Below are 13,288 nucleotides of genomic sequence, written 5' to 3'. Positions count from 1 at the left end.
TTCAGACCTTCGTCGAGAGCTTCGACCCCCAGGCCCTGGACCGGGATCGGTCCAAGGAGATGTTCGACAAGTTCGTCCTGGTCGAACGCCTGGGGGCCGCCGGCAAAGCGCTGACCGGCCTTCGGGCCGCCGAGACCAACGCCTGGTGGGACGGGCACCGCTCCCCGGCCCACTACGTCGCCCACAAGTCCAAGTGCTCGGTCGGCCGGGCGGTCGACATCATGGACACCGCCGAGCTCATGCGCCGTCTCCCCGAGACCGAGAAGGCGTTCCGCAAGGGTCAGCTCTCCGAGCAGCAGGCGATCGAGGTGGTCTCGGCCGCGGCGATGGACGTCACGACCCAGGAGGAGCTTTTGCAGATCGCCGAGCTCGAGTCCCTGGCCGAGCTCCACCGCCAGGCCTCAAGGGTGAGGGCAGTTGCGATGGACGCCGAACAAAAGCGCATCCGGGCCCACCAGCGGCGCCGGCTCACCCACTGGACCGACGTCGAGGGGGTGTTCCACCTCGACGGACGGATGACCCCGGAGTCGGGAGCGGTGGTGATGGCGTGCCTTCAGCCGTTCCTGCAGGAGATCACCCGCAAGGCGGCCAAGGACAGGGTCAAAGAGTCTGCCTCAGCCCATATGGCAGACGCCCTGGTTGCGATGGCGGAGAAGTCCCGGTGTCTCCCCCCCGACGCCTTCCGCCCCGGCCCCTCGGCGCTGGTGCATCTTCGCCTCGACCTGGCCGCCCTGGAACGTGGGCACCTGGAGAAGGGCGAGATCTGTGAGGTCCCCGGAATCGGCCCGCTCTCACTTCAGGCGGCCCGGGAACTGCTTGGCGACTCGAAGCAGGTGATCATCGGCTTCGAGGACGAGGACATCCGGACGGTGAAGGGCGTCGGCCACAGCATCCCGGACAAGCTGCGCCGGGCGGTGTACGAACGATGCGACTTCAAGTGTGTGGTCCCCGGCTGCAACACCTGCCACGACCGGCTCGAGATCGACCACATCACCGGGGTCAAGGAGGGCGGGCCGACCCAGTTGTACAACCTCGGTCTGCTCTGCCACTACCACCACCGGCTGAAAACCTTCCACGGCTACCGCCTGCTGCACTACAACTGGAGGTGGATCTGGCTCGGTCCCCACGACCCGCCACCCGATGAAGACTCCCACCAACTTGAGCTGACCACCTTCTTCGGCATGAAAGAGTTCGACCTGATGGGCATGGGGTAGCCGGCAGCGCAGCCCGGTCCTACAAAGTCGTGGCTGCGGCTAAAAGCTCGGGGTGTGTTCAAAGTCCTTGCCGCAGCCCTTGCACACGACGGAGCCCATGACCATCGAAAGTCTCGGGCTGTTGCAGAAGGGGCACCGGTCCCCCACCGAGGTCCAGTTCGGGTCGGCCTTCTGGCAGTCGGGGCACAGAAGAACCTGTTCACCTTTCAGGACAAACCGGGCCCAGGGCGACTTTCCCTTCACGGGGTCGTTCTGCACGGTGCCGCATCGATAGCAGGCCATGTTCCCAGGGTACACAGGGAGGGCAACTCTCGGGTTCTTGACTCGGACGGGGGCCGGGTGTTGTATCCCTCGAAACCCACCTCACCTTGAAAGGCAGCACAAATGATCCGGACTACCCGCAGCCGCCTCACAATCCTCTCCCTCCTGCTCACGGTCGCCGTCCTGGCCGGGTCCCCGGCGCTGGCCATCGAAACCAGCCAGTTCTTCGGCTTCGAGAACAGCCTGCAGGGGTGGGCCCGCGACCACTTCATCGACTGCGAGCAGGACCCCACTCCGTGCACCTTCGACTGGAAGATCAACCGGTCCACCCAGCAGGCCAAGGGCGGCACCCGCTCGCTCAAGGGGACCCTCAACGGGCTCAACGACGACGGCACCATCTGGATGGAGCGTCAGTTCAACTTCGGGGCGAACTCCGAGGCTACCGTGGTGATGAGCTTCTGGCTCTGGAGCAAAGAAGAGTCGGACTTCAACACTTGGCCGGTCGTCGCCTTCATCGGCAAGCGGAACCCGGAGACCGAGGAGGACTTCACCATCGTCGGCCAAACCGACCGCAGGGCCGGCTGGACCCGCTACGAGCTCACCCGGACGGTGTCGACCGGAGCCACGGGCAAGGTCTGGGTGGCGTTCGGCTTCGGGGCAACATGGGAGACCGAACGGGCCTACTTCATGGACTCGGTCTGGGTCGAGTCCGACGCTCCTTAGCACCTTGGCGAGGTTTGGGGCTCACCCCTCCAAACGCCCCGAAGGTTGGCCGGCAGGGCGCTAACTACGCCAGGTACTCCTCGCCGCCGGCACCGGCTCTTTGGTTCCGGCGTCCAGCAGGGCCCCGGCGCCCAGGATCGACTGCAGCTCGCCGTACAGCCCGTTCCTCAGCTCGACGGTGAATCCTCCGCCCAGCTTCAGCACCGTGTCGCCCTGACGCCCACCGGAGAGGTGCAGGTGCACCGGTGACGACCCCGGGTGGCTCGACAGAACCGCCTTCAGGTCGTCGATGCGCTTCTGGGTCAAAGATTCCGCCGGCAGCTTGATCCTCAGAACCTCGGCCGCTCCGGTGATGTTCGGCTTGCTCACCTTCATCGCCATGAGCTTGACCGCTTCGTCCCGAAGCTCCACCCGGCCCTTGATGATCACGATGGCGTCGTCGCACAGCAGCTCGGGCGAGGTCTCGTTGACCGTGTTCGGCCAGAAGGTCACCTCGACGTTCGCCTTCAGGTCCTCGAGCACCCCGGCGTACCAGATGTCGCCCTTCTTGGTGAACTTGCGGGTCATGCGGGAGAGGATTCCGCCCACCGTCTTGATCGCCCCGTCCGGGCCGTCGGCAAGCTGCGGGATCTCCACCTCGATCTGGGTCTTCATGGCGCCCTCGATCGCCGCCAGCGGGTGCTCCGAGACGTAGAACCCCAGCATCTCCTTCTCGGCCTTCAGCAGCTCGCTGTTGGGGATGTCGTCGCCGATCCCGTCGAAAGAAACGGTCACCCCGGGGGCCGAGAAGTTCGGCACCTCCGGCTCACCGGCGAAGAACGAGTACTGCCCGGCCTCCTCGGCCTTGCGCTCGGCGAGGACCGCCTCTACCAGGCGGGCCGCCCGCTCCGACATGCACAGTCCGCCGTTCTTCGGGTCCCGGTCCAGCAACGGCCCCCGCTTTACGCCCAGGCAGTCGAAGCCGCCGGCCTTGGCCAGCGACTCGATGACCTTTTTGTTCAGGCAGCTCGGGTCCACCCGGCGGCAGAAGTCGTCGAAGCTGCTGAACGGCCCACCTTTGGCCCGGGCAGCGATCAGCCGCTCGGCGACCGACTCGCCCACGTTGCGGATGGCCGACAGTCCGAACAGGATGTCGTCGCCCCGGGGCTTGAAGTCCAGGTCGGACTCGTTGACGCTCGGCGGCAGGACCTTGACCCCCATCGTCCGGGTCTCGGCCAGATACATCGGCATCTTGTCGTTGCGGTCCTTGGCGGACGTCAGCAGCGCCGCCAGGTACTCCACCGGGTAGTTGGCCTTCAGCCAGGTGGTCTGGTAGGCAACCAGGCCGTACCCGTTGGCGTGCGCCCGGTTGAACGAGTAGCCGGCGAAGGGTTTGATCAGGTCCCACAGACCCTGGCTCTCCTGCGCGGTCAGGCCTGCCGCCTGGGCGCCGGTGTGGAACTGGACCTCCCACTTGACCAGCTCGGAGGTCTTCTTCTTGCCGATGGCGTAACGGATCATGTCGGCGTCCTGCGGGCTGAAACCCGCGACCACCTGCAGGATCTCGGTGACCTGCTCCTGGTAGACGATGACCCCGTTGGTGTCGGCCAGCACCTCGGTCAGAAGAGGGTGGAAGAACGAAACCGAGGTCGGGTCGTGTTTGCCCTTGACGTACCGGGGGATCTCGTCCATCGGTCCCGGCCGGGAGAGAGCAATGAGTGCCGCGATTTCTTCGAAGCGGTCCGGGCGAAGCTGGCGGCACAGGCGGGTCATACCCCCGGACTCCATCTGGAATACCCCGGCGGTGTTGCCGTCCTGGAGCAGCTTGTACGCCTTCGGGTCGCCGAGATCCAGCTTGTCCGGGTCGACCTCGACTCCGCGGTTGTCCTTCATGTGCAGGATCGTGTCGCCGATGACGGTCAGGTTGCGGAGGCCCAGGAAGTCCATCTTCAGCAGGCCGATCTGCTCGATGGCCCCCATCTCGTACTGGGTGACGATGTCGCCGTCGGTCCGCTGAACCGGGCATATATTGGTCAGCGGCTCCCGGCCGATAACCACACCGGCGGCGTGCACCGAGTGCTGGCGCCGCAGCCCCTCGAGCTTGCGGGCGGTCTCGATGACCTGCTTGGAGACGTCCTCGGTCTCATATGCCTGGCGCAGCTCGGATGCGGAGGAGAAGGCGTCGTTGTGGCCGGTGTGGGGAGGCCACTCGTAGTTCTTGTCGAAGCAGGCGTCGAACGGCGCCTCCTTGCCCAGGATCAGCGGCGGGTACATCTTCGCCAGCCGGTCCCCGATGGCGTAGGGCATACCGAGCACCCGGGCGCCGTCCCGGATGGCGGCCTTGGCCTTGATGGTCGAGAAGGTGATGATCTGGGCCACCCGGTCCTCGCCGTACTTCTGCGAGACGTATTTGATGACCTCGCCCCGGCGGCGGTCGTCCAGGTCGATGTCGATATCGGGCATCGACTTGCGGCCCGGGTTCAGGAAGCGCTCGAAGCCCAGCTTCCAGCGGATGGGGTCGAGCTCGGTGATCGCCAGGCAGTATGCGACGATCGAGCCTCCGACCGACCCGCGGCCCGGGCCCACCCGGATCTTCTGGGACTTGGCCCACTGCACGAAGTCGGAGACGATGAGGAAGTAGGCACTGAAGCCCATCTCGTCGATTACCCGAAGCTCCATGTTCAGCCGGTCCTCGACCTGTTTGGTCAGCGGCTGGTAGCGGCGGCGCATGCCCAGCTCGGCCTGCTCCCGCAGGTATGAGGCGATGGTGTGGCCCTCGGGAACCTCGAAGGTCGGCAGGAGCATCTTGTACATGTCGATTTCCAGGTCGCACATCTCGGCCACGCCGACCGTGTTCTCGACCGCGTCCTGGTAGTTCGGGAAGGCCTTGAGCATCTCTTCCCGGGACTTCATGTAGAACTCGTCGGTGTCGAACTTCATCCGCTTGGTGTCGGAGAGCTCCTTGCCGGTCTGGATGCACAGCAGGATGTCGTGGGCCTCGGCGTCCTCCTTGCAGGTGTAGTGGGAGTCGTTGGTGGCGACCAGCGGGATGCCGAGGGTCTCGCCGATCCTGCGGACCTCGACGTTCAACATCTCCTGGCCCTGGACGCCCTGCTGCTGGATCTCCAGGAAGTAGCGGTCGCCGAAGATCTCCTTGTAATCCCGGGCGGTCTGCATCGCCTCGGGCAGGCGGCCGTTGACGACGTTCTTGGCCAGCTCGCCGGACAGGCACCCGGAGAGGACGATGATCCCCTCGTTGTACTTGTCGAGGATCTCCCGGTCCAGGCGGGGGCGCCGGGTCCGCTGGTCGTAACCTTCGATGAAGCCGAGTGAGGAGAGCTTCACGAGGTTCTGGTACCCCTTGAGGTTCGACGAGATCATCGTCAGGTGGTGGTAGGACCCCTCGGCGCGGGTCGAGCGGTCCAGCCGGCTGTGGGGGGCGACGTACGCCTCCATTCCGACCAGCGGCTTGACGCCGGCGGACTTGCCGGCCAGGTAGAACGGGATGGCCCCGTACATGACGCCGTGGTCGGTGAGGGCAACCGCGGGCATCTCGAGCTCTTTGGCCCGGGCAAACATCTCCTTGATCCGGCTGGCGCCGTCGAGAAGGGAGTACTCGGAGTGCGAATGGAGATGTACGAAGCTGATTTTGGCCTCCGTCGGTTCACCGGGGAAGTGAACTACAGCCGTGTAAGTAGGGGAACAATTTACCCCCGCCGCTGCAGAGGGTCAAGTGCAACGGCCCGGCTGCCTGGTCACCGGAGTGTAGTGCTCAGGGCTCCTCCAGGCGAGCCGCGAAAACCTCCTGGTACTCGCTCACCCAGGTCTTCGAGCGCATCCACAGCGTGACCGCAGCAAAAGCCGAGGCGAGCAGAAAAAACTTCGGCAGAGAGGGCGACGTGCCTCCCACTCCCAAAAAGAGCGCCAGCAGCCCGGCCACCGCTACGAAGGTGGCGGTCCGGTAGACGAACAGCTGTATCCGGGCGGAACGCTTGTCGATCCACTCCTCCAGCCACTCGTCCCTGTCCCGCAGGGCGGCCCACCACAGGCCGGTGAAGAATCCAAGCTTGCGAAGCAGCAGCGTTTCCTCCTAGACCGACCTGGCAAGCGATTCTACGTGGAAGTTCACCCGGCACAGCCCGACGGTGCCCGTGGTGTCGGTGACGTCCTTTACCTCTATGTGCTTTTCGACCGAATACCACGAGGTCCTGGTCACCTGCAGGTTCAGGGACCCCTGCGGCGAGGTCCCGCTGATGTTGCTGGTGGTCCGCAGCTTCACCGTTCGCAGGCCGGCCCCCTGGCCCAGGGTGACGTTCTCGTTCACCGCCTCGACAGTGCTGTTGGCGTCGACCCGAACCTGGCCGTTGGTCGACGTCAGCGCAAAAGCGGTGGTCTCCCCCACCCGCGGGAAAGCCGGGATCAGCCGCTGCGGGCCGGGGGCCTGGAAGTCGAACGCCAGGACCTGCCCGTTCACCCTCTGCTCCTGCCGGAGCGAGACGATGTAGGCGCCGTCGTCCCGGTATTCGAGGACGATGTTCGACACCGATCCCACGCTGCCCGAGCCGGTCTGGTCCCGGTCCAGCTGCTGGCGGTTGCCGTTCACCCCGCCGACGTTCAGGCGGGTGGGCGTGGGCGCCGGCTGGTTGGCCACCAGGCAGCCCTGGGTCCCGATCTGGCCGGTCTCGTCGAAGACGTACTGGCCCGGGGCTGCGGGGCCGGTGGCGGGCTGCGCTGCCGCCGGAGCCGGGGCGGGGGCGGGCGGGGGCGGGGGCGCAGGGCGGGGGGCCGCAGGCCTGGTGGGCGACGCTGAGGGGGAAGGCGCAGGAGCGGACGGGCTGGCAGCCTCGGGCGAGGGCGACGCGCTTTCCGTGGGTGTCGCCGGCTCGGTGGGAGTGGCCTCGCCGGCCGCGTCCTCGCCGCCGCCGCAGGCGGCAAGCAGGATCAGGGCTACCAGGGCGGCAACAAGCCTTCTACTCATAGCCGATTGCCTCGATCACACTTATCGACCCCGCCCTTCTGGCCGGCTCCAGGCTTCCGATGACCGCCATTGCGATACCCAGGGGGAACGCAATCAAAGCGGGGGCCCAGACGAAGGCGTAGTCCACCGGCATGCCGCCCTGGTGCCCGACCGCCACGATCGCCGCCCGGTGGGCAAGGAAGCCGAAGGCGACCCCCACCACCCCCCCCACGACCCCGAGGGCGCCGGCCTCCACCGCCACCATGCTCCTCAGCTGCCGGCGGCTGGTCCCGAGGGCCCGCATGATGCCGAGCTCGGTGCGCCTCTCGATGACCGAGATGATCAGGGCGTTGATGATCGCCAGGATCGCCGCTCCGACGACGACCCCGACCATGGAGTCGAACAGCGCACGGACCTGCTTGACCGTGCCCTCGATGACCTGGAGGTACTCAGACCCGCTGCTGACGTAGACCGGGACCGGCGAGCCCTCGACAAACTCCTCGACCTGGGTTCGGATCGCGCCGGCGTCGGCGCCCTGGTCGAAGGTCAGCTGGTAGTCGCTCACCCCGGTGCGCCCGAACCAGTCGATGACGTTCTGCCGGCCGATGGTCACCAGCCCCCGCTCCCAGGTGAACGACGGGACCGAGGCGATCACCTGGACGTCACGCTCACCCGACGGCGTCGGCAGCGTGAGCTGATCCCCCGGCCCGATGCCGAAAAGCTCCTCGAACCGGGTCGACACCACTGCTGCGGTCCCCTCCTGCACCTGCTGCCGCTGGTCGGGGGTGATGCCGGCCATCGCCGGCTCGCCCCCCTTGGACTTCGAGGTGCCCTGGACCAGCACCCGCTCGCCCTGGTAGCTGACGAAAGAGAAGGTGTTGGTTCCCACGTTCTCGACACCGGGTACCGCCTCGAGCTGCGCCTCCCACTCGGGCGGGAGCAGGACGTCGGTGGCCAGCGCGACCCCGGAGGCGGCCGAGACGTACAGGTCGATCCGGCCCAACGAGTTGGTGGAGTTGGTGACCGAGGTGTTGATGTTGGCGCTGGCGCTCGCCTGGGTGACGATCATCCCGACCCCCGCAACGACCGCCACGCTGGTCGCCCAGGCCCGGCGGGGGGCCCGGCGGACCGCCGACGCGGCCAGCTGCCCGGCCACGCCGAACTTGGCGGCAAAACGGGCGGTGGCGCCGGCCAGCGGGTGCGTCAGTCCGAAGGTCGCGACGATCGCCCCGACGACCAGCCCGCCCATGGCGAGGAACCCGGCCCAGCCGGGGCCCCACACCGCGGTGGCGAAAGACCCGAGGAAGATCGCAGTGCCGATGAAGGTGGGGATCGGCGAGATGCCGTCGACGTCCTCCAGTGCCTCCAGGACCCCGACCGGCCGCATCGCCGCCGCCGGGGCGACCTTGACCGCCGCCATCGCCGGCATCGCCGCCGCAAGCACGGCAGAGACCACCCCGACGATCAGCGCCATCGGGATGGCGTAGGAGGGCATGTTCATCTCGACCCCGACGCCCAGACCGTTCGTGTAGAAGTCGGGGATCGACCGGACCAGGATGCCCGACAGGATCACGCCGATCACGCTGCCTGCGGCCGATCCGATCAGCCCCAGGAGGGCGGCTTCCCACAGAAGGTTGCGGAGGAGGAGCTTTCGGGCGCCGCCCAGCGCCCGCAGCGTGGCGATCTCCCGGCGCCGCTCCAGGGCCGCCATGCTCATGGTGTTGTAGACGAGGAAGGCGCCGACCGTCACGGCGATGCTGACGCCCATCAGCATCCCGAACCTCAGGGAGGCGGTCGACGACTGGGCCTGCCTCACCCGCCCGGAAGGCGAGTCGACGAAGGCGCCGCTGCCGGTCTGGCGGGACAGGTCACGCCGGAGCCCCTCCAGGGACTGCCCCTCCTCGGCCAGGATAAAGATCGAGTCGATACGCGGCCCCTTGCCGAGCAGCTGCTGGGCCACCGGGAGGGGGGCCAGGGCGAAGAACCCGTCGTTGAACCGGCCCGCCTCGCCCTCGATCACGCCGACGACCGGGACCTCCTTTTCGCCCCCGGTCGAGAAGACCATCACTTTGTCGCCCCGCTCCGCCCCGGTCCGGTTGGCCAGTCCCCTGCCGATCAGGATCCCCGGCTCGCTGGCCAGCCGCTCGAAGGTCTCGCTCTGGTCCTCGGCCAGGTCGGTTCCCAGCTGCTCGGCCCGCTGGTCGACGCCCAGGACCATCACCTGCTGCTTGTCGATCAACGCGCGGGACCGGATCATCGGGATCGCCGCCTTCACGCCCTCGGTCTGCTCGATGTCGAAGAAGATTCTTTCGTCCAGCCCCTCGTTGGAGACCGCCGAGACCTCCAGGTCGGCCACGCCGGCCAGGTCCTGGATGAACCCCTCCACCGACCCGGTCAACGAGCCGAGCAGGCCCAGGACCGCCACCAGGAGCGCCGACCCGATCGCAATCCCGGAGATGGAAAGGGCGGTTCGGGCGCGGTGCTCGGTGAACCGGCGAAGGTTCAGCAGGTTGAACAGGTTCACCGGGCCAGCACGCCGTCCCGCAGGGAGACCTGCTTATCGGCCATGGAGGCGGCCTTGGCGTCGTGGGTCACAATCACCACGGTGCGGCCCTCCTCGGTGACGATGCTGCGCAAAAGGTCCAGGACCGCCTGCCCGGACGCGGAGTCGAGGTTGCCGGTGGGCTCGTCGGCCAGCACCAGAAGGGGGTCGGCGACCAGCGCCCGGGCCACGGCGACCCGCTGCATCTCGCCGCCGGACAGCTGCGACGGCTTGTGGTCGACCCTCTCACCCAGACCGACCTTCTCCAGCAGCTCGATCGCCCGGGGCTGCACGTCCTTCAGCTTCTCGCCGTCGAGCAGGCGGGGCAGGGCGACGTTCTCCCACGCCTTCATCGTCGGCAGCAGGTTGAAGAACTGGAAGATGAAGCCGAGCCGGCGCCGGCGGAAGATCGTCAGCTCGGCGTCGTCCAGCTCGGCCAGGTTGCTGCCGTCGATCACAACCGAGCCGCTGGTGGGGTTGTCCAGGCCGCCCATCAGGTGGAGCAGTGTGGACTTGCCGGACCCGGACGGGCCGACGACCGATACGAGCGTCCCGGCCTCGATATCGAAAGAAACCCCCTTGAGGGCCGGCACCCTTGCCGAGCCGAGGGGGTACTCCTTGACCAGATCGGTTATCGAGACGAGCGCCACGTAATCCTTCCAATTGATGACTTTAGTTGTCTCATCAACTGTAAAGCCGATCTGGGCCCTACGAGACGGCGAAGGTGGCGGTCTCGGCGTCCTCCGGGATCACGGCTGCGAAGGTGGTGTCCTCGAGCGTTGCGGTGGGGTCGTCCGGCAGGTCGACGAAGCGGACCTCGGCGGCCCGGGCGGCGGTCGACAGGTTGGCGTGAGTCGAGCGGACGACCACGGCGAAGATCGTCGCCGGATCGGTCGTGAGTTTGCCGAGCGCATCCTCGTAGAGCTTGACGTCGTTGGTGTAGACCGAACGGAAGGCCGGGTCCTCAGTCTGGCCGGCAATCTCCTCCAGCGACTCCAGCTCGCGGTTGAGGGTCTTGCGCATGCCGCTCGCCGCGTCGGCCAGCGACTTGCTCTCCAGCGGCACCTCCGACGGCCGGAAGCCCCGCACCGGTACCCGCACCTGGGCGGTCAGGGCCTCCATGTTCCGGGCCTTGAGGAAGGCGTCGACCTGGCCTGCCGTCCGGTACTCCTTGAACACCACCATGCCGAGCGTGGGCCCCCTGGGGTCGGACCTCGCCCGTTCGCTGAGGGTGGACTTCTTCTTTTCGATGTACGGCCCTACCGGCTCCCCGAGGGCCGGGCCGACCCGGCCGCCGGCCGACGACTGGGGGCCCGGTTTCGACTCGTCGGCCGGAAGTTCGGCGCCGGCGCCCCGGATCTGGCTGCCGATCACACTCACCAGCCCCCCGGCGAACAGGACCAGGCCGAACAGGAAGATCGTCAGGGCCGGGCGGCGGCGCATGGCGGCCAGGAACTCGGCGACCGGGCTGCCTTCGGGCTCCGGGGCCGGGAACACCCCCGGCTCCCCTCGTGTCTTTGCCTCGGCCCCCGCCTCCGCAGACTCGTCGTTCATGTAACCGACATTCTCCCGCGGGCCCGCGACAGGGCCTCTTCCAGGTCGGCAGCCAGCGGCTCGGCGACCCTCATCTCCTCGCCGGTCAACGGGTGGTCGAACCGGAGTACCGCGGCGTGCAGGAACGGCCGGGTGAGGCCCAGGGCGTTTGCCAGGTGTTCGGCGCCGCCGCCGTAGGTGGTGTCGCCGACAACCGGGTGGTGAATGTGCGCGAAGTGGACCCGGATCTGGTGGGTGCGCCCGGTCAGGAGCTCGACCTGCAGGTAGCTGACCTCACCGAGCGGCTCCAGGACCTCGAACTCGGTGACCGAGGGCTTGCCCTCCGGCCGGACCGCCATCGCGGTGGGGTTCTTGGTCGACCGGCCGACCGACGCCTCGATCCGGCCCCGGGGCAGCGACAGCTCGCCGTGGACCAGCGCCAGGTAGGTCCGGTGGATCCGTTTGGCTTTCATGTTCTTGATAAGGCCGTGGTACGCCTCGTCGGTCTTGGCGACCAGAAGCAGGCCCGAGGTCCCTTTGTCCAGGCGGTGGACGATGCCCGGACGGTGGTCGCCGGCCGCCGGGGCGAGGGGCATTACGAGCTTGAGGGAGTCGACCATAGTCGCCCCCCTGGTGCCCGAGGCAGGGTGGACCACCAGGCCCGCCGGCTTGGAGACGACCGCCATGTGGTCGTCCTCGTAACGCACGGGAACCTCGGGCGGGTTCATCTCCTCGTGGGTCTTCTCGGGCTCGGTGATCTCCACCGACTGCCCCGCCGACAGCCGCAGGGACTTGGCGGCGGCCGCTCCGTCTACGCTCACGTGGCCCCCGGCGATCAGGCGCTGCACCTCGGTGCGGCCTTTGCCGGCTGCCTCGGAGAGCCAGACGTCCAGCCGGGTCCCGGCCGCCTCGGCCTCGACCTGCAGGACGGTACTCATGCGCGTTCCTCTCTCATTGCCTCCAGGAGCATCAGGCCCACACCGACACAGATGGCTGCGTCGGCAAGGTTGAAGGTGGGCCAGAACGAGAGGTAGATGAAGTCGATCACGTGGCCCCGCCCGAACCCGGGGGCCCGGAAGGCCCGGTCGATCAGGTTTCCCACTCCGCCGCCGATCACCAGCCCCACCGTAGCCGGGACCTGCGGGTCGCGAATCGCCCAGACCGAGACTGCGACCGTGATCATCGCGCTCGCCAGGGCGATCAGCACCGTCGACCCCCGGAACAGCCCGAAGGCGCTTCCCGGGTTGAAGACCAGCCGAAGGTCGAAGGTGTCGCCGAGAATCGGGATCCGCCGGCCGCCGTCCAGAGCCGCCAGAGCCCAGGCCTTGGAGGCCTGGTCGGCCACAACAACCGCCGCCGCTATCCCGACTAAAGCCAGCTTTGTCCGCTTGGTTTGCGGCTCCGCTACCTGCGCTCCTCGGCCTTCTTGCATTCAATGCACATTAGAGCATGGGGCAGGGCTTTCAGACGTTCCGGGGAGATCGGCTTGGAACACACCTCGCAGATGCCGTAGGAGCCCTGGGCGATCTTGTCCAGCGCCTTGGAGCTCTTGTCCAGCAGATCCTGGACGTTGTTGGCGATCGACAGGTGCTTCTCACGCTCGAACGTGGCGGTTCCGGCCTCTGCGGGGTTCTCATCGGAACGTATGTCCGATGCGACCTCCGACTCGCTGGAGCTGAAGGCCTGGGCCTCCGTCTGCAGCTGGTCCTGTAGCTCGGCTTTTTGGCCAATAAGGGCCTTTTTGATCTCTTTGAGTGCCTTCGCGTCGAACGGTGCGTTGGGCGCTCCGTTGGAAGCGGCGGCGCCGTCCTTGCTGCCGCGGCGCGCGGGTGTAGCTGGTACTACCTGAGTGTCTTCAGACATATCGATCCAGTCTTTGGGGGCAAAACAGGGGCTGGAATTACGCTCCGCGACGTATTCGAAGGAAACCCCTGAAGCGGCGGAGATTAACACTTTCCCAACTGGCAGTCAAAGCCAGATCGAGCACTACCCCGCATCGGCGAAAACAAACCCTTGGTTCGCCAATAAACCACCTTCCGACCGGTGGCCCTCCCTACAATTTCGCCTTCGGTTGGTAAT

At 67.0% G+C, this 13,288-nt stretch carries 12 protein-coding genes; 2 read left to right on the top strand and 10 right to left on the bottom strand.

Translation table 11 applies throughout. The features are described from left to right. Positions 1-1,214: DUF222 domain-containing protein (locus VFV09_08630; GenBank protein ID HEU4867778.1), on the top strand; the 1,214-nt coding region annotated here is incomplete at its 5' end. Between the two features lie 39 nt (positions 1,215-1,253). Here VFV09_08630 and VFV09_08625 read toward each other — a convergent pair. Further along, positions 1,254-1,496, bottom strand: coding sequence for a hypothetical protein (locus VFV09_08625; GenBank protein HEU4867777.1), 243 nt, complete (start codon positions 1,494-1,496; stop codon positions 1,254-1,256). Positions 1,497-1,598: 102 nt separating this feature from the next. On the opposite strand from VFV09_08625, the gene VFV09_08620 reads away from it, so the two are divergent. Then, entirely contained in the window at positions 1,599-2,198 is a 600-nt protein-coding gene (locus VFV09_08620) for a hypothetical protein (GenBank protein ID HEU4867776.1), read from the top strand. Between the two features lie 60 nt (positions 2,199-2,258). Here the strand turns inward: VFV09_08620 and dnaE are convergent, their stop codons facing one another. The 9 genes from dnaE to VFV09_08575 all read right to left on the bottom strand — a co-directional run bounded on the left by dnaE (position 2,259) and on the right by VFV09_08575 (position 13,072). Next, positions 2,259-5,825 (bottom strand): DNA polymerase III subunit alpha, encoded by a 3,567-nt coding sequence (gene dnaE / locus VFV09_08615; GenBank protein ID HEU4867775.1) that lies wholly within the window; start codon positions 5,823-5,825, stop codon positions 2,259-2,261. Between the two features lie 124 nt (positions 5,826-5,949). Next, positions 5,950-6,117, bottom strand: a complete 168-nt coding sequence (locus VFV09_08610) for a hypothetical protein (protein ID HEU4867774.1) — start codon at positions 6,115-6,117, stop codon at positions 5,950-5,952. Positions 6,118-6,267: 150 nt separating this feature from the next. Beyond that, a complete protein-coding gene (locus VFV09_08605; protein HEU4867773.1) occupies positions 6,268-7,155 on the bottom strand; it encodes a hypothetical protein in 888 nt (295 codons plus the stop codon). After that, a complete protein-coding gene (locus VFV09_08600) occupies positions 7,148-9,658 on the bottom strand; it encodes an FtsX-like permease family protein (protein ID HEU4867772.1) in 2,511 nt (836 codons plus the stop codon). The genes VFV09_08605 and VFV09_08600 overlap by 8 nt, the downstream gene beginning before the upstream one ends. Then, positions 9,655-10,326: an ABC transporter ATP-binding protein gene (locus VFV09_08595; GenBank protein ID HEU4867771.1), complete on the bottom strand. Its 672-nt coding sequence runs from the start codon at positions 10,324-10,326 to the stop codon at positions 9,655-9,657. The genes VFV09_08600 and VFV09_08595 overlap by 4 nt, the downstream gene beginning before the upstream one ends. 58 nt (positions 10,327-10,384) lie before the next feature. Further along, complete coding sequence (locus tag VFV09_08590) at positions 10,385-11,230, bottom strand: hypothetical protein (GenBank protein ID HEU4867770.1); 846 nt, start codon at positions 11,228-11,230, stop codon at positions 10,385-10,387. Continuing rightward, positions 11,227-12,147 carry an RluA family pseudouridine synthase gene (locus VFV09_08585; protein HEU4867769.1) on the bottom strand — a complete coding sequence of 307 codons (921 nt, stop codon included), beginning with the start codon at positions 12,145-12,147 and terminating at the stop codon, positions 11,227-11,229. The genes VFV09_08590 and VFV09_08585 overlap by 4 nt, the downstream gene beginning before the upstream one ends. Continuing rightward, the gene (gene lspA / locus VFV09_08580; GenBank protein HEU4867768.1) at positions 12,144-12,641 is read right to left on the bottom strand and encodes a signal peptidase II; all 498 of its coding nucleotides are present in this window, start codon (positions 12,639-12,641) and stop codon (positions 12,144-12,146) included. Before lspA ends, VFV09_08585 begins: the two co-directional genes overlap by 4 nt. After that, the gene (locus VFV09_08575) at positions 12,614-13,072 is read right to left on the bottom strand and encodes a TraR/DksA C4-type zinc finger protein (GenBank protein ID HEU4867767.1); all 459 of its coding nucleotides are present in this window, start codon (positions 13,070-13,072) and stop codon (positions 12,614-12,616) included. The genes lspA and VFV09_08575 overlap by 28 nt, the downstream gene beginning before the upstream one ends. Positions 13,073-13,288: the final 216 nt, after the last annotated feature.

It is taken from the genome of Actinomycetota bacterium (assembly GCA_035759705.1).
In the GTDB taxonomy this organism is placed as follows: Bacteria; Actinomycetota; CADDZG01; order JAHWKV01; family JAHWKV01; genus JAJCYE01.
The sequence above is the reverse complement of the archived record's forward strand: the minus strand, read 5'-3'. Positions and strand labels throughout refer to the sequence as shown.

Excerpts from the sequence above, each read along its gene's own strand:
- VFV09_08620 (HEU4867776.1), top strand. The coding sequence starts at position 1,599 with ATGATCCGGACTACCCGCAGCCGCCTCACAATCCTCTCCCTCCTGCTC.
- VFV09_08590 (HEU4867770.1), bottom strand. The coding sequence starts at position 11,230 with ATGAACGACGAGTCTGCGGAGGCGGGGGCCGAGGCAAAGACACGAGGG.
- VFV09_08585 (HEU4867769.1), bottom strand. The coding sequence starts at position 12,147 with ATGAGTACCGTCCTGCAGGTCGAGGCCGAGGCGGCCGGGACCCGGCTG.
- VFV09_08605 (HEU4867773.1), bottom strand. The coding sequence starts at position 7,155 with ATGAGTAGAAGGCTTGTTGCCGCCCTGGTAGCCCTGATCCTGCTTGCC.
- VFV09_08575 (HEU4867767.1), bottom strand. The coding sequence starts at position 13,072 with ATGTCTGAAGACACTCAGGTAGTACCAGCTACACCCGCGCGCCGCGGC.
- VFV09_08625 (HEU4867777.1), bottom strand. The coding sequence starts at position 1,496 with ATGGCCTGCTATCGATGCGGCACCGTGCAGAACGACCCCGTGAAGGGA.
- lspA (HEU4867768.1), bottom strand. The coding sequence starts at position 12,641 with ATGCAAGAAGGCCGAGGAGCGCAGGTAGCGGAGCCGCAAACCAAGCGG.